This is a genomic window from Trichocoleus sp. AS-A1, assembly GCF_039962015.1.
In the GTDB taxonomy this organism is placed as follows: Bacteria; Cyanobacteriota; Cyanobacteriia; order Cyanobacteriales; family FACHB-T130; genus FACHB-T130.
Genome location: NZ_JAMPKG010000044.1, coordinates 1 through 21999, shown reverse-complemented (window position 1 = coordinate 21999; position 21999 = coordinate 1). Strand labels below are relative to the sequence as shown.

12 protein-coding genes are annotated in these 21999 nt (G+C 48.3%); 7 read left to right on the top strand and 5 right to left on the bottom strand.

Going from position 1 to position 21999, the window contains the following annotated elements; all coding sequences use genetic code 11:
• Positions 1 to 25 precede the first annotated feature (25 nt).
• Positions 26 to 5422, top strand: coding sequence for an ATP-binding sensor histidine kinase (locus tag NC994_RS24005; protein ID WP_190439425.1), 5397 nt, complete (start codon positions 26 to 28; stop codon positions 5420 to 5422).
• A 456-nt stretch (positions 5423 to 5878) separates the two neighbouring features.
• Here NC994_RS24005 and NC994_RS24000 read toward each other — a convergent pair whose 3' ends face one another.
• Together NC994_RS24000 and NC994_RS23995 are read right to left on the bottom strand one after the other, a co-directional pair.
• Positions 5879 to 6169, bottom strand: a complete 291-nt coding sequence (locus tag NC994_RS24000; RefSeq protein ID WP_339380513.1) for a hypothetical protein — start codon at positions 6167 to 6169, stop codon at positions 5879 to 5881.
• Positions 6170 to 6330: 161 nt separating this feature from the next.
• The gene (locus NC994_RS23995; RefSeq protein ID WP_190439483.1) at positions 6331 to 6999 is read right to left on the bottom strand and encodes a DUF1614 domain-containing protein; all 669 of its coding nucleotides are present in this window, start codon (positions 6997 to 6999) and stop codon (positions 6331 to 6333) included.
• 430 nt (positions 7000 to 7429) lie between these two features.
• Here NC994_RS23995 and NC994_RS23990 point away from each other — a divergent pair, with 430 nt between their 5' ends.
• The 4 genes from NC994_RS23990 to NC994_RS23975 all read left to right on the top strand — a co-directional run bounded on the left by NC994_RS23990 (position 7430) and on the right by NC994_RS23975 (position 14189).
• The gene (locus tag NC994_RS23990; RefSeq protein ID WP_190439422.1) at positions 7430 to 8038 is read left to right on the top strand and encodes an Hsp20/alpha crystallin family protein; all 609 of its coding nucleotides are present in this window, start codon (positions 7430 to 7432) and stop codon (positions 8036 to 8038) included.
• Positions 8039 to 8443: 405 nt separating this feature from the next.
• Complete coding sequence (locus tag NC994_RS23985; RefSeq protein WP_190439419.1) at positions 8444 to 8728, top strand: hypothetical protein; 285 nt, start codon at positions 8444 to 8446, stop codon at positions 8726 to 8728.
• Between the two features lie 469 nt (positions 8729 to 9197).
• Entirely contained in the window at positions 9198 to 10280 is a 1083-nt protein-coding gene (locus NC994_RS23980; protein ID WP_190439417.1) for a glycosyltransferase family 4 protein, read from the top strand.
• Positions 10281 to 10679: 399 nt separating this feature from the next.
• Positions 10680 to 14189: a tetratricopeptide repeat protein gene (locus NC994_RS23975; protein WP_190439416.1), complete on the top strand. Its 3510-nt coding sequence runs from the start codon at positions 10680 to 10682 to the stop codon at positions 14187 to 14189.
• Between the two features lie 7 nt (positions 14190 to 14196).
• Here NC994_RS23975 and NC994_RS23970 read toward each other — a convergent pair whose 3' ends face one another.
• Positions 14197 to 14409: a hypothetical protein gene (locus tag NC994_RS23970; protein ID WP_190412242.1), complete on the bottom strand. Its 213-nt coding sequence runs from the start codon at positions 14407 to 14409 to the stop codon at positions 14197 to 14199.
• A 424-nt stretch (positions 14410 to 14833) separates the two neighbouring features.
• Between NC994_RS23970 and NC994_RS23965 the strand changes: the two genes are divergently transcribed.
• Entirely contained in the window at positions 14834 to 17311 is a 2478-nt protein-coding gene (locus NC994_RS23965; protein ID WP_190439414.1) for a glycoside hydrolase family 31 protein, read from the top strand.
• A 36-nt stretch (positions 17312 to 17347) separates the two neighbouring features.
• Here the strand turns inward: NC994_RS23965 and NC994_RS23960 are convergent, their stop codons facing one another.
• Together NC994_RS23960 and NC994_RS23955 are read right to left on the bottom strand one after the other, a co-directional pair.
• The gene (locus tag NC994_RS23960; RefSeq protein ID WP_190439412.1) at positions 17348 to 18223 is read right to left on the bottom strand and encodes a phosphatase PAP2 family protein; all 876 of its coding nucleotides are present in this window, start codon (positions 18221 to 18223) and stop codon (positions 17348 to 17350) included.
• Positions 18224 to 18535: 312 nt separating this feature from the next.
• Positions 18536 to 19894 carry an erythromycin esterase family protein gene (locus NC994_RS23955; protein ID WP_190439481.1) on the bottom strand — a complete coding sequence of 453 codons (1359 nt, stop codon included), beginning with the start codon at positions 19892 to 19894 and terminating at the stop codon, positions 18536 to 18538.
• Positions 19895 to 20280: 386 nt separating this feature from the next.
• On the opposite strand from NC994_RS23955, the gene glpK reads away from it, so the two are divergent.
• On the top strand, positions 20281 to 21798 hold the full coding sequence (glpK, locus tag NC994_RS23950) for a glycerol kinase GlpK (RefSeq protein ID WP_190439409.1): 1518 nt from the start codon (positions 20281 to 20283) through the stop codon (positions 21796 to 21798).
• Positions 21799 to 21999: the final 201 nt, after the last annotated feature.

The following is a 21999-nucleotide window of genomic DNA, read 5'->3' as shown; positions in this document are numbered from 1 at the left end:
AGTTAAAGCTCGCTTTTTAAACCTAATGACTCCTCTAGTACAGCAATTCCCAAAACTTTCTGGCTATACCTTGGTTGAGCAACTGTATCTAGGTTCTAGGACAGCTGTCTATCGAGGAGTGCAAAGGTTACAGCAATGTCCGGTGGTGATTAAGACACTGCGGCACGAATATCCAAGCTTCAGCGAATTAGTGCAGTTTCGCAATCAGTATGCGATCGCAAAAAATCTCGACATTCCAGGCATTGTCCAACCGATGAGTCTAGAGCCCTATGCTCATGGCTATGCCTTGGTGATGGAAGACATTGGTGGCATCTCTCTACGTCATTACATCCAGACTTCCCCGCTGACGGTTGAACAATTCTGGCCAATTGCTCTGCAAATTGTGGATGTCCTCCACCAGCTCTATCAGCAACGAATTATTCACAAAGACATTAAACCCGCCAACATTTTGATTCAACCCGAAACTGGGCAGATTAAGCTAATTGACTTTAGCATTGCTTCCCTGTTACCCCGCGAAACCCAAGAGATTCAAAATCCCAACATTCTAGAAGGCACCCTAGCCTATATCTCACCAGAACAAACCGGGCGGATGAACCGGGGGATTGACTATCGCAGCGATTTCTATTCTTTGGGAATTACCTTTTTTGAACTGCTCACGGGACAGTTACCATTCCCAGCTGACGAGCCAATGGAAATGGTTCATGCCCATATAGCGAAGCAACCCCTCTCTGTCTGCGATCTCAACCCAGATTTGCCCATCCTGCTTGGTGAAATCCTTCGCAAACTGATGGCTAAGAATGCGGAAGAGCGCTATCAAAGTGCCCTCGGTCTTAAGCACGATCTAATGAGATGCCAGCAAGAGTATGGTGTTGCGAACAAACACGCCTGGTTTAACTTAGGTGAACGGGATATCAGCGATCGCTTTTTGATTCCCGAAAAACTCTACGGACGAGAACAAGAAGTTCAAACCTTGCTTGATGCGTTTGGACGAGTTGCCAACGGAGCCTCCGAACTGATGCTGGTAGCCGGTTTTTCCGGTATTGGCAAAACCGCCGTCGTCAATGAAGTGCATAAGCCGATTGTGCGTTGGCATGGCTATTTCATCAAAGGTAAATACGACCAATTCAACCGCAATCTTCCCTTTAGCGCCTTTGTCCAAGCCTTCCGCGACCTGATGGGTCAACTGCTCAGTAGTGATGACGTGCAGTTGCAAGATTGGAAAGCGAAGATCCTGGCGGCAGTGGGTGACAATGGTCAGGTGCTGATCGAGGTAATTCCTGAACTCGAACAGGTACTTGGCTCGCAACCCCCTGTACCCGAACTCTCTGGTAGCGCCGCTCAGAACCGTTTCAATCTGTTGTTCCAGAAGTTCATCACGGTGTTCACCACCCCAGAGCATCCACTGGTCATTTTCCTGGATGACTTGCAGTGGGCTGATTCCGCTTCTTTGAACTTGCTGAAGCTACTGCTGACAGAGCGCGAGCGCGGTTATCTGTTCATCATCGGAGCCTATCGGGATAACGAAGCGTTCCCGACTCACCCCTTGATGCTGATGCTCGATGAGGTCAAAAAAGCTGAAACCCCGATCCATACCCTCACCCTGGAACCCCTGAGCCAAGCGGATGTGAATCAGTTAACGGCAGATACGCTGAGTTGCTCGATTGAATTGGCTCAGCCATTGACAGAGTTGATCTATCAAAAAACCAAAGGGAATCCTTTCTTCCTCACCCAATTTCTCAAAGCCCTGCATGAGGACGGCTATATTTCGTTTGATTCCCAGGCAGGACATTGGCAGTGCGACTTAGCAACGGTGAAGTTACTCGCACTCACGGATGATGTCGTTGAGTTCATGGCACTTCAGTTGCAAAAATTACCTGCTGCAACCCAGACTGCTTTGAAGCTGGCAGCTTGCATTGGCGCTCAGTTCGATTTGGCGACTTTGGCGATTGTCAATGAGCGATCGCCCGAAGATACCGCCATCGATCTCTGGAAAGCCTTGCAAGAAGGCGTGATTTTACCGATTGCCGAGGTCTATAAGTTTTATCAGCCGTCACCACTTCAGGTGGCAGAAGTCAACCAGGCAGCAACCTTTAACTGTTCCTATCGCTTTCTTCACGACCGCGTTCAGCAAGCCGCCTATTCTCTCATCCCTAACGAGCAAAAACAGACGACTCATTACCAAATCGGGCAACTGTTGCTGCAACAAGTTTCCCCTGCCGCCAGAGAAGAGCGCATTTTTGAAATCGTCAATCAGTTGAACTATGGAACGACGCTGGTTGAGGCACAACAGGAACGGGACGAACTCGCCCAACTCAACCTCATGGCTTGCCGCAAGGCCAGACTGGCAACCGCCTATCAAGCCGCCCGTGAATATGCCAAAGTAGGTCTGGAACTACTAGGAACAGACGCTTGGCAACGGCAGTACAACAAGACCCTATCCCTACATGACTTAGCTGCCGAGGTCGCTTTCTTGGTGGGCGATTTTGAGCAGATGGATCGGTGGATTGAAGCGGTAATTCATCATGCGAAAACGCCTTTAGAACAGGTGCAAGTCTATCAAGTCAAAATCCAGGCATTGGTCGCCCGCAATCAATTTGTTGAAGCGATCGCGATCGGTCAATCGGTCTTCCAAATGTTGGGCGTGAACCTGCCGGACGAAACAACGCTAGAGGATATTCGGCTCCTGAAGCAGGAAATTGATGCCTTAATTGGCGATCGCGCCATTGAGTCATTTCTTCATCTGCCCCCCATGAGCGATCCTCAGCAGCTCGCGATTATGCAAAATGCAGCGCGACTGACCCCCGTCTGCTATATGTCCGGCACAAAGCTTTATTTTCTGGTCGTAGCCCTCCAGGTTAAATTATCAATTCAGTTTGGCAATAGTCCGGTTTCCCCTTACTGCTACGCGGGTTACGCCTTTCAACTGAGGATATTGTGGGGAGACATGACCAAGGTGCCTCAGTTTGGGCAATTAGGATACCAACTCGCCTCAGAGCCAGATGCCAAAAATATTAGAGCCGCAACAGCCCTGTTAATGGGGGGATATGTGGGTCACTGGACGATCCATCTGCGAGAAACGTTGGCTATTCTGCTGGAAGGCTATCAAGCTGGATTGGAAACTGGCAATCTAGAATTTATGGGCTACGATGCCCAGTTGTACTGCTTCAATGCTTATTGGTGCGGTCAACCGCTCGCTGAACTCGAACCTCAAATTCGCGCCTATTACCAACAGTTGTGCGACCTCCACCAAGTCACGGCAGCAAACTGTGTTTTGGCTTACTGGCAAGCGGCTCAAATTCTTTTGGGTGAGTCAGAGGAAGAGATTCTCCTACGCCAGGATGCCTATGAAGAACAAGTTCTGGATGAGGCAAAAGTCGATTTTTACCGACTATCTTTCTTTTACCTGTATCGATTCACATTGAATTACTGGCTGGAAGACTTTGCCAAGGCGGAATACGATGCCACTCAAACCCGACAGTATTTAGCCGGAGGGATGGGAAGTACCGTTGAACCGATCTTATATTTCTATGATTCCCTGACCGTGCTGGCGACTCCCCCGGAATCGATGTTGGAGTCAGAACCTAGATGGCAGCGAATGCAAGAAAATCAAGCCAAGCTAAAAGAGTGGGCAGATTATGGCCCCATGAATTACTTGCACAAATATCATCTAGTAGAAGCTGAAAAACATCGCGTTCTCGATCGCAAAACGGAAGCAATAGAACTGTATGACCTAGCGATCGCCGATGCCAAAGCCAATGGCTACCCTCAGGAAGCAGCCCTTGCCAATGAACTGGCGGCAAAATTCTACTTGGCTTGGAACAAAGAGCGGATCGCCCAAGCTTATATGATTGAAGCCTATTATGGCTATGCTCGCTGGGGGGCGAAAGCCAAACTCGCCGACTTAGAAACTCGCTATCCTCAACTACTGGCTCCCATCCTCCAACAAACGCAGACACCATTCTCTGTTGACGAAACCGTATTTGCCACTGGAACTGTCACCGCTACGAATACTTCCTCCACCAGTATTTCTGATTCCCTGGATCTGCTTGCCATCCTCAAAGCTTCCCAAACTCTTTCTAGTGAAATTGAGCTTGAGCAGTTAATTAGCACTCTCTTACTTACGGTAATACAAACCTCAGGGGCGACGCAGTGCGCTTTGATGTTGAGTGAGGAACAAAATCTCACGGTTCAGGCTAAGGCAGAGCTTACGGGATCGGGTCAAATCGAAACGCAGATTCTGCATCCGGCGCAGTCGCTTGTCGATAGCGGTATAGTGCCCATCAGTCTGGTCACAAAAGTCAAACGCAACTTGCAGTCTGCCGTGATTCCCAACGCCGTGCAAGAGCCGCTATTGATCGGTGATGTGTATATCCAAAACCAACAGCCCAAGAGTCTGCTGTGCAGCCCCATTCTGCACCAAGGTAAGTTGCTGGGTATGGTTTATCTGGAAAATAACCTGGCAACAGGAGCCTTTACCCGCGATCGCGTGAAGTTGTTGAATTTGCTCTGTGCCCAAGCTGCGATTTCCCTGGAGAATGCCCGCCTCTATCGGCAAGCCCAAGCCTATGCTCAACAGCTTGAAGAATCTCAGCTTCAGATTGTGCAAAACGAAAAAATGGCGACTTTGGGTAACTTGGTGGCAGGAGTTGCTCACGAAATTAATAACCCCGTCGGCTTCCTCAACGGCAGTATTAATAATGCCAAAGATTATGTAAAAGACCTGCGTGAGTATTTAGACACCTACCAGCAGCACCAGCCGCCTACTGGTTCGGTAGCCGAATTGGCCCAAGAAATTGACCTAGAGTTTCTATTGGAGGATTTACCTAAGTTAATTGACTCAATGCAAGGAGCGACCGATCGCATCAAAGGCATCAGCACCAGTCTGCGTACCTTCTCTCGTGCCGATACGGAACACAAAGTTAGCGCCAAGCTGCACGAAGGGTTAGATAGTACGCTGTTAATTCTCAAATATCGACTCAACGCGAATGAAAATCGGCCTGCCATTAAAGTTATCCGAAACTACGGTGATATCCCTGAAATTGATTGCTTCCCCGGTCAGCTTAACCAAGTGTTTATGAACATTCTGGCTAATGCAATTGATATGTTCGATGAAATGGCACAGCAAACAACCTTTGAAAAATTAGAACATCATCCCCAAAAAATTACGATTCAAACTGCATTATTACTAGAAAAAAATACGGTTGAAATTCGCATTAATGATAATGGTAAAGGCATGAATGAGGAAGTTAGAACTAAGATTTTCGATCATTTGTTTACCACTAAAGAGGTTGGCAAGGGAACGGGGTTAGGCTTAGCGATCGCCCGTCAGATTGTGCTAGAGAAACATGATGGTCGGCTGGAAGTCCAGTCGGAGTTGGGGCAAGGCTCTGAGTTTTCCATCTTCCTCCCGGTTCGGGGTTAAGTCATCCATCCTGCTTGAAACGCTGTAAATCAACCACCGCTGTGGCGCAGTACAACCACTCTGTTGCAGCGAACAGTTTAGATATCTTGGTGTAGATGCAAAGGCGATCTGCTGCCGCTGAGCACGACCGTTGTACAGCTTAAATTCTAGGTTTCGGCTGCTGAAGCTGGGACTTTCGCCACTAGGGTTCAAAGTGGCAGCACAAATCGTCAATGTGCTATAAAAGTTCTTCTGGCACTAGATATGGGAGGAACTGGCTGAATTATAGATTTAACTCATTTCAGCTTACACGTCTCCTTCTTTTCTTATCCCAAACTCAGATTAATTTAAACTCCAACATTCGCCAAATCAAAGTGATTAAAAACAAAAAACCCCAGTACCCATCTGGGGTGTACTGAGGAGCGAGTTCTTTCGAGTCCGATTATTTTTTATCTAGAGTCCCGTCCGCTTTGTTCTCTACATTACAGCCGAAATTTGCTCCACTAACGAAAGCCGTCCTTTACACGCGGCGCGAAGCAGACGGTCGATGACATCTCTCTCTTCTTCACCCAACGAATCATCGAGTAGCGCTGCCATAAGTCCGTAGCGGTCAGCAAGCGTCAGGGAACCAGAATAAGTAACTTGAGCGAATAACTCAGAGAGGGCGGTGGGGAGAAGTTGGATAGAAGGCATCGTTTGGGACTTGAACTCGATATCTATAATATCGGTGAATTTCCGGTTGTCATTGGTGATGCGATGGGATAGCAAAAAGTGATTCTTTTAGCCGCCTCTTGTGATTCAAATCACAAGAAATGGCGAACTCAATCGCAGCACGAGTACGATCTGGGTCACTTTATGGCTTCCTGGCGAAAGCTTTACGTTTGTGCTGAATCGAGACTCCCAGAGGCTTCCGTCCTAGGAGTGTCAATTTAAGTCAACAGCAAGGCAAAAAGACCGCATAAAGCAATGCCATCAAAGACTCCGGCTCCGCCGATACTTAGCACTCCTGGTGTCATTGCTTGAATTGCCTTCAGATGCAGCAAATCCGCACCAATCAACGTTCCCAATACGCCCCCAGCAAACGCGACAGGAGCAGCATGAACCCCTGCAATCACAATGGCAGACAGCGCAGCGGTTAGGGGAGCCAATAATGGACTCATTTGAATACCAATTCCCGGCACCACTTTCGCCCCGTAGTAGCTAACAAGCGAGACAATTGCAGTCACTAGGACAATGAAGAGCGGATCTGCACGGGTAAATTGGTACAGCGCCACAACTAGCGGAATTAATCCACCCCCCACATTTAAAGCTACGACAGTTGAACGCTGCACTTTCCTCAGAGGAATCCCCCAGAATTGCCTTAACCAGAAGGAGGTAAAGTCATCGATCAAGTCAGTTTGGGATTCCACTCGATAGAGGGGGATATTGATAGTGCTGCCCAGAATAACTGCTGTTAGTAATAAAACAGCCATACCGGGAGAAAATCCTAGCTTGGCTACCGCAATTTGCACCACATCCACCGCTAAAGCAAACCAAAGAAAAGGTAGTAGCAGCAGGAACAGGATAAATAGAAGTAGGGAGACTGGAAGATAAATCATAAACATCTGGGGGAAGGATTCCTCGTTAGAGTCCTTCACGCTGTCGCTATTGTATAAAGTTAGAGAAATCGAGCGGGACGGTGTTGACCACTTTACGCATTCGTTATTGCCGTACACGAGCAGGAAAGGTTCGCGGTTGTGCGGCCCTACAATATGGGTGGAAAGAATTACTTACTAGGTAGGGTTTTCCCTAATGAAAAAAGTTTTTGGATAGAACAATATTAAATTAAGGAAAGTAAATAAGTCTTGTGACTAAAAGCTGCCTTGTCAAAGTAATTAGCAGTGCAGCCAGTTACTGAAAAAGACTATTTTCTTGCCTCAGGTAAAGCAGCTTCTCCATATTAAGTAATCGCAATCAAAGAAGCTGTGCGCGAGCCTATCAAACGATAACGTTGAGTGAGTTAAGTCTATAACGGAGGTAACTGAACGTATGGCACTAATACGTTGGCAACCATTCCGCGAAATAGAAACCTTACGCCGTCAATTTGACGAACTGTTTGAGGAACTTGCAAGAGGCAACCGCGAGTCTGAGATGACTTGGACGCCTTTGGTTGAACTTCAAGATATGGATGACAACCTCATTTTCAGGGCACAACTTCCCGGATTAGAAGCTAAGGATCTCGATGTCCAAGTGACTCGTGATGCAGTTTCAATTTCGGGGGAACACTGCTCTGAAAACAAGGTTGAAGAGAAAGGATATTTCCGCTCAGAATTTCGCTACGGTAAATTCCAACGGATGATTCCTTTGCCGGTTCATATCCAAAACGAGCGGGTACAAGCTGACTTCCAGAATGGCGTTTTAACGCTGACGCTGCCTAAGGTGGAAGAAGCACAACGCCGAGTTGTCAGACTCAACTTGGGTGAAAGCCAAGGCGTGGGCAGCGTTAGCGTAGCCATGCGCGATAACGCTATAGCGATGCCAAAGGAAATCGCTGGAACAAATGCTTCCACAAATGCTTCCACGACGGTAGAAGCGAACAGCGAACAAGGTAACGGTCATAACGACCAGGCTCAAGCTGAATCTGCGATCGCTTCCTAATTAACGCGCTTCGCATCCTCTATTCCTCCTGAGAGACATGGCAACAGACGGGAGCAATTCCGTCTGTTGCTGAAACGACAACTAACCGCGATCGCAATCACTGCAAGTGCGATCGCCGTTAATTTTTTCACATAACAGCTTTGTGCATTCCCACAAGTTAAAGGATTATTCCAATTTGTCTGTTGAGTGCTGCTTCAATCGCCGCATCAGTGGCTTGAACTGAGATTTTGAAATACACACCCACAGCAGCCTTCAATCTCCAGCAGTGTTGCAGCTGCTCATCAAAGCGTGGTGCGGTTGCATCTCCCTGAATCCAGGTTAAGCCTGGTTCTTTACGAAGACGAAAATTCAGGGAATAATTAGAGAAATACAGATGAGGAAAATTTTTAGTTCGGTAGAAATACTATGCTGAGAATTGCGATCGTAGCTCTATTAACTTTGGAGATAGTGTTATTGTCTGCGTTAGCGCTATCTCCAGCTAACGCGACTAGCAGTGACTTTGAAAATTACATCTGGAGCTTTGCGGATGTAGGCAACCATCAAGTTGTTTGTAAAAAGATTGTGATGCATCCGGAGAAACAGTTGCAGTCCGGAGAATCTGGCAGACAAGTTGTCAAAATGTCTTCTACCTCTACAGTCGTGAGTGATAGTTATTGTGCTGCCTCAACAAAACCTGCTGTGGGAAGCTAATCGGTTACTTTAATACTGACCTGAGTGGGAGGTAGCTGGAACGCACCTTAGCTCTTAGTTATGTTTTGCCCGATTGCTTCCGGAAAGATATAGCAGTCCTAAATGATGCTTGAAAGCGAGATTACCGACTTCCTTAAAGAAGTCGGTAATCTGTTCTGCTGATTCACAATTCCAATAGGGTTGTTATAGTGCCAGATAAAAAGAGATTATTACGCGCAAAACTCTCACAATACAAGTATTTTAAGTCTCAAAACTATATCTCAAACTTTATATTCTTTGGTTCGGATATCTCTACATTCTTGATTCCAAGTTTCCGTCCAAAGTAGCATTTACAAAAGTAAATAAACTTGATTAAAATCTTGTGAAGTAATTTCCTCTGTTTACGAAATCCTTCACAAGGAATAAGACATCTATAGAACAGAGCCTCTTCTAATCTAAATTAGACCTTACTACAATTAGGAGGTTAGTGATGAGAATTGCACAGGTGGCCCCCTTATGGGAGCGTGTTCCACCTCCAGCCTATGGCGGCATCGAATTAGTTGTCGGGTTACTTTGCGATGAATTAGTCCGGCGCGGTCATGAGGTCACTTTGTTTGCATCTGGTGATTCCATCAGTCTCGCTGAATTAGAATCTGTTCATCCACAGGCACTCCGTTTAGACTCCTCAGTGAAGGAATATAGCATTTACGAAATGCTGCAATTGAGTCGAGTCTACGAGCAAGCAGATAAGTTTGATATCATTCACTCTCACATGGGCTGCGCTGCCTTGCCTTATGCGAATCTGGTAAAAACGCCTACTGTTCACACCCTGCATGGCATTTTTACCCCAGACAATGAAAAGCTGTTTATGCACGCCCGTCGTCAACCTTTCATTAGTATCTCCAATGACCAGCGGGAACCCAGACTAAATCTGAACTGCGTCGCTACAGTTTACAATGGCATCAATCCAACGATTTATGAGTTTTACCCCCAGCCGGATAACCCCCCTTACTTGGCTTTTCTAGGTCGAATCTCACCGGAAAAAGGGCCGCATTTGGCAATAGAAATTGCGAAGCGTTCTGGCTGGCACTTAAAGATGGCAGGGAAAGTGGATGTCGTTGATGTGGAATATTTTGAGCAGGAAATCAAGCCTCACATCGATGGCAAGCAGATTGAATATTTGGGTGAAGCAAACCATGTTCAAAAGAATGCATTGATGGGAGGGGCTGTTGCAACTTTGTTCCCAATTACCTGGCGCGAACCGTTTGGGTTAGTAATGATTGAATCGATGGCATCGGGAACGCCAGTGATTGCCATGAAGATGGGTTCTACGCCAGAAGTGATTGCTCACGGGAAGACAGGCTTTTTGACCCACAATGTTGAAGAAGCGATCGCAGCAATCGATCAAGCCGCCCAATTAAACCGCTACGCTTGTCGAGAACACGTGCTAAGCCACTTCAGCGTCCAACAGATGACTGATGGTTACGAAGCAGTTTATCAACAAATCTTGGCAGAGCGCTTTTCGCAAAATGGTCACGTCCGCAGTCAATCTAAATTGCGTAGCACCCATTAATCGCTAATCGTTTTGAGGAATCTTACAGGGAGGAGGAAGCTTTTACCATCCAAACTGTAAGTCTTAATTCCTCAATTCAGTTCAGTTAAGAGCGAATCCTAGTTTAAAAATTATAATTTTCCTAAAATTTGGTATGATTTCGCCTAGTTGCTGTTAGGTGAGCCGACTTAAAAATAATTTCGCTAAATTAAGTCGTAGGCAATTTCCCATCTCTACAAAGCCGGAGATTTATCTCAAGGTTCTTATGTCAGTGCCCTTCGGCTTAGCAATGGTGCAAGCTATGAGCTTTGCCACTAACCGGAGTGCTTGATAATTGAGCAAATTTTTACATAACTGTGGCTCAGATAAAGATATAGATAAGGGAGCAAGCCATCTACCAATCGGCAAGAGGACTTCCCAATGCACTACCGTCTTAGATACCTCAGCTTTACTACTGCGACTCTACTGCTTTCGGTAACATTTCCCCTTTTACCGCTTACCTCAAACTTTGAGCCGCTGGTAGTTCAGGCGCAAACGACCCAAGATAGAACAGCGGAGGCGAAACGGCTAAACCAAGAGGGACTTCAGCAACTAGATAGGGGGCAATTTCGAGAAGGCTTAGAGAAATTCCAGCAGGCTTTAGCGATTAATCGAGAAATTGGCGATCGCAAAGGCGAGGGAGTCAGCCTCAACAACATTGGGCTAGCTTACGACAACTTGGATCGATATCCCAAAGCTTTAGAGTTTTATCAACAAGCTTTAGCGATTTTTATGGAAAGTCGGGACAAGGTGGAGGAAGGTAACACTCGCAGTAACATCGGGTTAGTTTACCGCAAACTGAGTCAGTATCCCAAAGCCCTGGAGTTCTATCAGCAAGCCTTAGCTATTCGCAGAGAAATTGATGACAAGGCAGGGATAGGGACAACCCTTAACAATATGGGGGCAGTTTACAACAGCCTTGGAGAGTACCCCAAAGCCCTAGAGTTCTATAACCAAGCCTTAGATATTCGTAGAAAAATTGGCGATAAGAGGGGGGAAGGGACAACCCTCGGTAACATTGGGGCAGTTTACAGCCAGTTGGGACAGTACCCGAAAGCCTTAGAGTTTTTTAGCCAAGCTTTAGGCATTACTAGAGAAGTTAGCGACAAAGCGGGGGAAGGGGCAAACCTCAGTAACATTGGGACAGTTTACTCCGACCTGGGAGAGTACCCGAAAGCCTTAGAGTTCTTTAGCCAAGCTTTAGCTATTTTTACTAAAATCGGTGCCAAAGCGTGGGAAGGAAACACCCTCAACAAGCTTGGCTTAGTTCACAACAACCTGGGGCAGTACCCGAAAGCCTTAGAGTTTTATCAACAAGCTTTAGCTATTCGTCAAGAAATTGGTGACAAGTCAGGGCAAGGGACAAGCCTTGACAAGATTGGGGGAGTTTACAAGAACCTGGGGCAGTACCCGAAAGCCTTGGAGTTCCTTAGCCAAGCTTTAACCATTCGTCAAGAAATTGGTGACAAGGCGGGGAAAGGGGTGACTCTTAACAATATTGGGGGAGTTTACGCCGAGTTGGGGCAGTACTCAAAAGCTTTGGAGTTCTATCAACAAGCTTTAGCCATTAGCAAAGAAATTGGCGACAAGCCGGGGGAAGGGACAACCCTCAACAATATTGGGTTAGTTTACGCCGAGTTGGGACAGTACCCAAAAGCCTTGGAGTTTTATCAACAAGCTTTAGCCATTGGAAAAGAAATTGGTGGCAAGGCATGGAAAGGTTTGCTCCTCAACAATATTGGGTTAGTTTACGCCGAGTTGGGACAGTACCCAAAAGCCTTGGAGTTTTATCAACAAGCTTTAGCGGTTCTCATTGAAGTTGGCAGCAAGGCGGGGGAAGCAAACACTCTTAGCAACATCGGGATAGTTCACCGCAAGTTAAATCAGTACCCGAAAGCGTTGGAGTTCTATCAACAAGCTTTAGCCATTCGTACAAAAATTGGCGACAAGGCAGGGGAAGGGACCACCCTCGATAACATGGGGGGAATTTACTACAACCGAGGACAGTACGAGAAAGCATTAGAGTTTTATCAACAAGCTTTAGCGATTCGCAAAGAAGTTGGCGATAAGGCGGGGGAAGGGACAACCCTCAATAATATTGGGGCAGTTTACTACGACCAGAAACAGTATCCAAAAGCGTTGGAATTCTATCAACAAGCTTTAGCGATTGTTAAAGAAATTGGCGATAAGCCTGGAGAAGGTATAACCCTCAATAATATTGGTTTGCTTTTAGAAGAACAGAAGCAGCCAGAATTAGCGATCGCTTTCTTCAAACAATCTGTCAATGTCACGGAAGGCATTCGCAAAGATTTAAGAATCCTGCCAAAAGAGCAACAGCAGTCTTACACCGAAACCGTTGCAGCTACCTATCGCCGTCTTGCCGATCTCCTGCTGAAACAAAACCGGGTACTCGAAGCGCAACGAGTCCTCGACTTGCTCAAAGTTCAAGAACTCGACGATTACCTCCGTACCGTACAAGGAAACGAAAATACAAAACCGGGGGTGGAATATCTACCCTTAGAAGAGCGACTTTTGAGTGAGTACAATACCGAACTAGCTTCCGTTGTCCAAATCGGTAAAGAACTACAGAAACTCCAGAAAATTCCCGCAAGCGATCGCACTCCACAGCAGGAACAGCGCCGACGGCAGATTGAAACCGTTCAGCGGGCAACAACTCGAAAATTTCTCGATTTCATCGGTTCTCCCCAAATTGTCGCCCTTGTCGGGCAACTGAACCAAACTACAGGCGGCGAAAACCTCAGCCCGCAAATGCTTGTAGGTTTACAGGATAACCTCAAGAAACTGGCACAAGATGCCGTTCTTCTCTATCCGCTGATTCTCGAAGATCGCTTGGAACTGGTACTCATTACCCCCTACGCGCCTCCGATTCATCAAACTGTCCCCGTCAAAAGAGAAGAACTCAACCGCACCATTGTCGATTTTCGCTCAGCTTTGAAAAATCCGAACGCGAATGCGAAAGAACCTGCTCAAAAACTCTACAATTGGCTCATTCAACCGATAGAAGCTGCCCTTAAAGAAGCGAACGCCCAGACGATTATCTATGCCCCAGACGGGCAACTGCGCTACATTCCGCTAGCGGCTTTGTATGACGGTAATCAGTGGTTGGTGCAGAAGTACCGCGTCAATAATATCACTGCCTTGAGTTTGATCGAGTGGGACAAGAAACCCCAAGCGCCTAAGATTTTAGCGGGTGCGTTCAGTCAGGGAAATTACAGCTTTCAAGTCGGCGATCGCAACTTCAACTTTGGAGGATTGCGCTTTGCAGGGAAGGAAGTCGAAAACTTGGCGGCGATGCTTCCCAGCACGACAGGTTTACTCAACCGGGACTTTAGCGAAAAGGAAATATTAGCCCGGATCAGCGATTATTCTATCCTCCACTTCGCGACTCATGCCGCCTTTGTCACGGGGAAACCAGAAGATTCGTTTATTTTATTTGGCAATGGCGATCGCGCAAATTTCCGCGATGTCGAAACTTGGCCTTTGAAAAACACCGATCTCGTCGTCCTTTCTGCCTGTGAAACCGGAGTCGGCGGTCAATTAGGTGATGGGAAAGAGATTTTAGGCTTTGGGTACCTGATGCAAAAGGCGGGTGCGAGGGCGGCGATCGCGTCTTTGTGGACGGTCGATGATGGCGGTACCCAAGCACTGATGAATGCTTTCTATACCGCCCTAGAAAATGGCAATACCCCAAAAGCTGAATCCCTCCGCCAAGCACAAATCGCCTTGATTACCGGCGACTATACAGCTTTGGGTCAAGAACGGGGCATTTTTGTCGTCGAACGGATTCGCGATATACCCGGTAATGTTAGCGATCGCCTTAGCCACCCTTATTATTGGGCACCCTTCATCTTAATTGGCAATGGTCTATAAATGCCGATTACTGCTGTTCTTGCCCCGATCCGCCTTGATTCGGTCGTTGAGTCGCGGCGGCATTCTCCGGACTTTCTTCTTCGGCTCTTCTCGCATCAACACCTTCATCCAGAAGATCGGCTGGCTCTACTGAGAGGTCGGCAGCAGTATCAATCCGACCATTCGCATTGGTGTTGGGTTTGGGTGAAGTGCTTTTATGACTAGCGTGACCACCTGGCATGATTTTTTCCTCAATTTGAATTAATCTATCTATTTGAGCTTAGTCTCGTTGGTTGAGAGAAATACCCTATCTTGAGGCTTAGATTTCACTAAGAAAGTTCAATACTTTTAGCTAGTTTTTGTCTAAGCATTTTCTTTTGATTTGGATTTAATAAGTATAGATAGAGACGCAATAATCCTTGTGATTACTGGGTTCTGAAGGGAAGGCTGTTTCAGCAGGCTTTCAGAACTAGCTTGGCTAGAATTTGCTTTGTAAATCGGCAGAATATTTTTAAAATCAACCAATTTTTCTATTGAATTCAAGAAATCATACTTAGGATTGATGAATCACTCGCGATGAATTTGGTTTTCTCTTGAAGAGTTGCTTGATTAAAAAGATTTTTAAATCGGTTGAAAATCTAAGCTTTCTTGTCGCATAAATTACGATGACTCTCTTCAAAGAAATATCGCTAAAAATACGTTTCTTTCTAGGCTCTCTGCTTTACGTGAGCTATATGCCGCAGGCATTCGTCTACTCTCGCCAGCGCGATCGCATTGAACAGGAGTTTCCCAATCTGCCAGCCGATGAGGCTTTTGACAACCCCGGAAAATTACTGCGGGGCGAGCCAAGCAATCGAGGTGCTAATTTTTACTTCGAGCAAGCAGAGTTAGAAATTTGTTTTCTGACTGGCGATTTAGTCCGAGTGGATTGGAAGCCGGGGATACCGCCGATTCCGTATGCGATCGCTCGTCAGGAGTGGTCGGAAGTCGAGACGACGCTGGAAGAAACGGCGGAGGGTTGGACGGTTTCGAGCCACAATCTCACCGTTATCGTCGGAATCGATGGCAGCCTGAAATTCTGCGACGCCTCTGGACAAACCATACGGGAAGAACTCCCGCCGCAACGAAAAGATGGGGGATGGATTCACAAAGCCCAACTGCGAGAAGAAGAACGCATTTATGGCTTGGGAGAACGCGCTTCTTCCCTCAACCTGCGTGCAGCGAGGGAGGTGACAAAGAAAGGAGAAGTTACCCAGCAACCGAAAACTTATCGGATGTGGAACTATGACGCGGCTGGGATGTACGCTCCCGGTTCAGATCCGATGTATATCTGCATTCCGGTTTATTGGGGTCTTCACTCCGCTGGCAGTTACTTGGTTTTCTATGAAAATTCTTTTAATGCCAATTTTACGTTTGCGGATGTCGCCACCGCTGACTTCGACGGAGGAGCGCTGCGTTACTACTTTACTTCCGGCTCTCCTGCGGAACTACTAGAGCGTTACACGGAGTTGACGGGACGTTCTCCTCTGCCTCCCCGCTGGGCTTTGGGCTATCATCAGTCGAAGTGGGGATATGGTACGGAAGAGGCAGTCCGAAAAGAAGCGAAGACATTTCAGGCTCATAATTTGCCGTTGAGTGCGATTCACCTAGATATTGACTGTCAGGTGGGATACCGAGCCTTCACGATTGACCCGGAGCGTTTTCCCAACTTAGGAAGTTTTACCCAAGAACTGGCTGAGCTAGGGGTGCAGTTTATTGCCATTCTCAACCCAGGAATTAAGTACAGCCGCCAGAGCAACTTGTTTTTAGAGGGTCAGATTCTCGATGCGTTTTGCAAACACCCCAACGGCAAGCTTGTTGTTGCCCCAGTTTGGCCCGGTTGGTCAGTTTTCCCCGATTACACGAATCCAACGGTACGCAAGTGGTGGAGTCGGCAGTATGCATACTTGCTAGATGTCGGCGTGGCGGGATTTTGGCACGACATGAACGAACCGGCTGCGTTTATTCTTTGGGGCGATCGCTCTCTTCCCAAACCGACGCGGCATTTCCTGGAAGGGAGAGGGGGCGACCACCGCGAGGCGCATAACATCTACGGGTTGCTGCAAGCGGAGGCGGGATACGAAAGTCTGCGGGAACATCGACCCCATCAACGCCCGTTCATTGTTTCGCGTTCGGGTTGGGCGGGACTCCAGCGCTATGCTTGGACCTGGACGGGCGATATTGAGTGTACTTGGGCGGCGTTGCGGCAGACGGTGGCGACGGTGGTGGGGTTAGGACTATCGGGAGTTCCTTATAGTGGCCCGGATATCGGCGGTTTTCAGGGAAATCCGAGTGCTGAACTTTACCTGCGCTGGTTCCAGATGGCAAGTTTTCTGACTTTTTGCCGCACCCACTCTTCTAATAACGTTGAACACCGCACGCCGTGGACGTATGGCGAACCTTACCTGAGTATTATTCGGCAATTCTTGCAATTACGCTACCGACTGCTGCCCTACTTTTATACATTGGCTTGGGAAGCAAGCCAGAAGGGTTATTCTCCAGTTCGTCCGCTTTTCTGGGCTGACAGCGATGAATCTGCACTTTGGGATGTAGAGGATGCTTTCTTGTTGGGCGATGCACTGCTGATTTGTCCAATTGTCGAGGATAAAGCGCGATCGCGTGAAGTCCTCTTACCCAAGGGTCGTTGGTATCGTTTCTGGGATGATGCCGTACTGGAAGGTTCGCAGTCGGTGAATCTGGATGCACCGCTAGAGCAGATTCCGCTGCTAGTAAGGGCGGGAAGTATTCTCCCAATGGAGGAAGATCGGCAACTGATTCTCCACCTCTATCCACCCGTGCAAGGAACCGGCGAAGCTCACCTCTACAGCGACGCCGGAGATGGATATGGAGAATCGCGGCTCGATCGATTCCGGATGGTGCGGGACGAGAACGGTTTAGAACTGACCTGGGAAGAACAACACGGGGAGTATGCTTTCCCTTACGCCAGTGTCCAAGTGCAACTTCACGGGATGGAAGTGCAGCAAGCTTGGCTAGATGGGGCAGAAGTGACTTGTCAGGGAAATCGTGTGGAATGCGTTAGCGCAGCGGGAGGCGGTAGCATCCATCGCTTCCAGCAAATTCGTTTGAAAGGAGCGTTTTTTTAATCCCAATTGCCTGTTTTCAGCTTGATTGCAGAATGGCTACGTCAGTCCTGTCGATGATAGTTTCATGCGTACAAACAGTGCCGGTGCCAAGAACACGATCCACAGTGCCGCGATCGCAAACGTCACCACCTCAAGTACCACCCCGTAAATGCCGATGAGGCGAGGCACCAGTACGAGCAAGGCAAGTCCTCCCAAACCGACCGCCAGCTTCAACATTTGCTTTTGGAGGGGAAGTATATCTGGAGAGTAATGAACGTACCAATATTCCAGGGGCATTCCAATTCCCATACCCAGTGCAGCACCAAAAATTTCCCAAGCTTGGGGCAAAAAGCCGGTGAAAGGAAACACTGCAACGGGTGCGGAAAGACCGAGGATTAAGAAAAATCGAAAGGGGCGTCCGGAGAACCAGTGCAAAAGCACGAACCACAAACGCTGATAAGTCAGCACCAGGATCAGCCCGATCGACACGCCACCGAGTAAGTCTACCGGATAGTGTACGCCGAGATATAGGCGACTCAGCATCACCCCCGCAACAATACCCACCGCAACCACGATCGGGATACGATTGAACGCAGCTAACGTTCCCCACAGGGTAGTTGCAGTAACGGTGTGTCCGCTGGGAAAGGACGGTACTGTTTGTTTTTCGCGGATCTCGATCTGCGGGTCGTGCGGACGCGGCACCGGGAAGAGTGTCCAAATCAGGACGTTTGTAAAGGTTGCCCAGAGGATAATACCCAGCAAGCCGTAGGCAAGCTCTCGCCCCCAGATCCACAACACCACAGCAAAGACCACTGCGATCGCCGGAACTGTCCCTAGTATGGTGAGGGTCTTAAAGAACCAACTCCAGCTAGCCCCAAAAAAGCGCTGAACTCCAATAATCGACTCAGCACTCCACAGTAGCTCAATCCCCATGCCGCAATTTTTTCCAAAAAACCTAACTAAATATATTACGTTTTAGCTAAGTCGCTGTGCTGGAGGAGAATTCCACGCTTAGAATGCGGTACCAAAGTCTCAGGGAGAAGCCGTCCCTGTTCGCGGGGAAGAAGCCGATTCATAAATCTAGGGTGGGGCCTAATAACTGGCTGTTTCCTCCATCTCCTCTTTCCTCGCCTTCTCTTCAAGACGCTACACGAACGGCATGGGTCACAGGAGTATCGTCAACAGCCGGGGTTTCATCCCGCTCCCCCTCGATCCGGTAGAGGACGGGACTTCCTGCGAGGCGAGTTAAAAACCAGAGGGAAAAGTCTCTGGCACTTCGTCTGTCTCCCATCCGGCACGCTCTAGTGGCTGCACTGCTTGGGTTTCGTCGAAGTGGATGATGGCGTCAAATTGGTCGGGTAGCCGTGCGTGGAAGTAATGGCTGCTCCGCTCGGTTTCGGGTCGATAGATGACACCGATCGCCCGTTCCAATCGAGGCTCCCGCAATCCTTTGATTGATGAGCCACTGTCGCGTAAGGGGAGCAGGAAGCGTGGCAAACCCGTATCGTGAAACAGCCCTTCATAACTGTCTGGGACTGCCGGACGGATGCGCTTGCGTTCGGCGGGTGCGTCCCAATTTGAGGCGGCGGTGACGGTTCCCGTGTAGGTGCTGAAGCCGACGAGTACCGCGTCGCGACCGTACTGTTCGCGTACCAGTTGACCGACATTCAGTTCGCCGTGTGCGCTCATCTCGGTGGCGCGGGCGTCACCGAGATGGGAGTTGTGCGCCCACAGAACGACCTTAGTGCGATCGCTTTGTTTGTCCAAATGAGCGACGAGGTGTTGCAGCGTTTCTGCCATGTGGCGATCGCGCAAATTCCACGACGACACCCGACCACGAAACATTGAGCGGTAGTATTCCTCGGCGTTCTTGACCAGTCGTGCGTTCTGTTCGGCAAAGAAAAATTCGTCCTCTGTCACGCGACCATCCCGATGGGCGTACTCGCTAGCACGATGTTGCAATTCTAGAAGTTGGTTGACAACTTGGCTCTCACAGGATTCCTCATCATCGAAGTTGGCGACATACCCGTAGGATTGAGCGTCTTCACCAAAGTCTTCAAAGCACGAGTAGCGGTGACGCGCCTGTTCTGCCGCCTCTGGGTCAATTTTGTCAAGGTAGTCGAGAACGGCGGCGATTGACTGGTGTAGGCTGTAGAGGTCAAGACCGTATAAGCCAGTCTTCGTCGCATTTTCAGGGAGGGCGCTATTGTACTGGCGCAGCCAATCAATGAAGTTGACCACATCCGCGTTGCGCCACATCCAAGCGGGGAAGCGTCCAAAGCCAGAGAGTGCTTCGTTACTGGTGGTATCGTCGCTGACACCAGTGACGTAGCGGTTGACGCGGTAAGCATCGGGCCAATCGGCTTCGACAGCGATCGCTGTAAAGCCTTTTTCTTGAATCAGCCGCTTGGTAATTTCGGCTCGCGCTTGATAAAATTCATGGGTGCCGTGGGATGCCTCACCCAGCAAGACAAAGCGGGCATCGCCAACAAGTTCCATCAAAGGGTCGTAGTCCGAGGTGGCACCTGTGAGCGGGTGGGCAATCTGGCGCACGGTATCGGTTAGCTTAGTCTGAGTCGCGTTAGTCTGAGTCACGTCGGGCATCGCTTTCGCCCTCCTTTCAAAAATTTGCTTGGGACAGCGATCGCTACTGGGTGAATATTTATGCGATCGCATTGCTGATGAGAACTGGTTCTTGGCAGACTCTTATACTTGTGCAAAATACTTGTGCAAAGTCTCAGAACGTGGAGAGTCTACCTCCAAACTAACTGCCTCGATTTCTGCTAACTTCTACCCCAGGAAAGGCTCTGGGTGAAGTTAGTCTGTTATGAGGAATACAAAAAAGCCGAGAAACGTAGACGTTGCACGCTCAAAGTCTGATGCGTGTAGCAGCGATCGCTTTCTTGGCATTCTTGGCAACGTTGACGATCGAGACTTCGGCTTAATTCGCCCGTTGAAAAACTCTCAATTTATTACTAATAAAGCTTGCAATGACTGCATCGACGCCTGCCTACGTTCTCGCCCTAGACCTCGGTACTACCGGCAACCGAGCGATCTTATTTAATGCTGAAGGGACGATTGTTAGCTCTGCTTACAAAGAACTCACTCAGTATTATCCCCAACCGGGTTGGTTAGAGCATGACCCCAGAGAAATTTGGCAAGATACTTGTTGGGCGATGCAGACTGTATTGCAGAAGGCGGACATCACTGCAAAAGATATTGCTGCGATTGGGTTAAGCGTGCAGCGAGAAACTTGTCTGTTGTGGGACAAAACCACGGGGCGACCTTTACATAATGCAATTGTCTGGCAAGACCGACGCACGGCACCCCTGTGCAATCAACTTGCAAGTCAAGGTCATGCAGCAGATATCTACGATCGCACGGGGTTAGTATTAGATGCCTACTTTTCTGCAACTAAATTAGCTTGGTTGTTGGAGGACATTCAAAGAGAACATCCCCCCATTGATTTAGAGAATGTTTTAGCAGGCACGATTGATACCTGGATTCTCTGGAATCTCACGGGCGGTAAGGTACACGCCACGGATGATAGTAACGCCAGCCGCACGATGTTAATGAATTTGGCTTCGCGGCAGTGGGATCAGACGCTACTGAATTTATTTAAAATTCCGGTTCCTTTGATGCCAAAAATTCAGCCAAGTTTAGGCTTATTTGGCTACACTCAGCCGGAATTATTAGGCGGTGAGGTGCCAATTATGGCAATTTTGGGCGATCAACAAGCTTCCTTATTTGCTCATGGTTGCGATCGCCCTGGGTTATTAAAATGCACCTATGGCACTGGCTGCTTCTTAGTTACACATACCGGAGAGAAAATACAGCGATCGCGCAATCAACTCCTTTCAACTGTCGCTTGGACGCAGACAGGTAATGACGGAAAAATCCAAGCCGGCTATGGCATGGAAGGCAGTATATTTACCACTGGAGCTTGCATCCAATGGTTGCGGGATGGCATTAAACTCATTACGGCGGCTACAGATACAGAACGAATGGCGCAGCAGGTGGCGGATAACGGGGGTGTTTACTTCGTTCCGGCGTTGAGTGGTTTGGGTGCGCCGCACTGGGATATGAGTGCGAGGGGGGCATTTTTCGGCATTACAGGCGGAGTGCAGCGAGAACACATGGTCAGGGCGGTGCTAGAATCGATCGCCTTCCAAGTTAAAGAAGTTGTACAGGCAATCAACCAAGATAGCGGCACCGACATTTCCCTGCTAAAAGTAGATGGCGGAGCTTGTCAAAATGACTTTTTAATGCAATTCCAAGCGGATGTTTTAGGGATACCCGTAGAACGTCCAGCCGTTCTTGATGCTTCTGCACAAGGTGCCGCTTTTGCTGCTGGTTTGGCAGTTAATTTTTGGCAAGATTACACTACATTAACCGCGAGTCGTCAAATCGACCGAACTTTTCAACCCGGTGCGGGAGTCACCCAGGCACAGGCGAATTTTACAATGTGGCAAAAAGCAGTTGAAAGAGCGAAACATTGGGCGGATTGAAGAGGACTGAGGGCTGAGGGAAGAGGACTTCTTGGTAAGATTATGTCGGTTTACCAATAATTCCTCGGCATTCGGAACCCCACCCCAACCCCTCACCTCTGCTAGCTACCGTGTATACATAAGTCGCCCTGAAACAATCTGAATCGCATCAAAGAGCGCAAAATGATGGAGAATCCGCTCCTTATCCATGCCCAACAGTTC

Excerpts from the sequence above, each read along its gene's own strand:
- NC994_RS23975 (WP_190439416.1), top strand. The coding sequence starts at position 10,680 with ATGCACTACCGTCTTAGATACCTCAGCTTTACTACTGCGACTCTACTG.
- NC994_RS23965 (WP_190439414.1), top strand. The coding sequence starts at position 14,834 with ATGACTCTCTTCAAAGAAATATCGCTAAAAATACGTTTCTTTCTAGGC.
- NC994_RS23985 (WP_190439419.1), top strand. The coding sequence starts at position 8,444 with ATGCTGAGAATTGCGATCGTAGCTCTATTAACTTTGGAGATAGTGTTA.
- glpK (WP_190439409.1), top strand. The coding sequence starts at position 20,281 with ATGACTGCATCGACGCCTGCCTACGTTCTCGCCCTAGACCTCGGTACT.
- NC994_RS23970 (WP_190412242.1), bottom strand. The coding sequence starts at position 14,409 with ATGCCAGGTGGTCACGCTAGTCATAAAAGCACTTCACCCAAACCCAAC.
- NC994_RS23990 (WP_190439422.1), top strand. The coding sequence starts at position 7,430 with ATGGCACTAATACGTTGGCAACCATTCCGCGAAATAGAAACCTTACGC.
- NC994_RS23960 (WP_190439412.1), bottom strand. The coding sequence starts at position 18,223 with ATGGGGATTGAGCTACTGTGGAGTGCTGAGTCGATTATTGGAGTTCAG.
- NC994_RS23995 (WP_190439483.1), bottom strand. The coding sequence starts at position 6,999 with ATGATTTATCTTCCAGTCTCCCTACTTCTATTTATCCTGTTCCTGCTG.
- NC994_RS23980 (WP_190439417.1), top strand. The coding sequence starts at position 9,198 with ATGAGAATTGCACAGGTGGCCCCCTTATGGGAGCGTGTTCCACCTCCA.
- NC994_RS23955 (WP_190439481.1), bottom strand. The coding sequence starts at position 19,894 with ATGCCCGACGTGACTCAGACTAACGCGACTCAGACTAAGCTAACCGAT.
- NC994_RS24005 (WP_190439425.1), top strand. The coding sequence starts at position 26 with ATGACTCCTCTAGTACAGCAATTCCCAAAACTTTCTGGCTATACCTTG.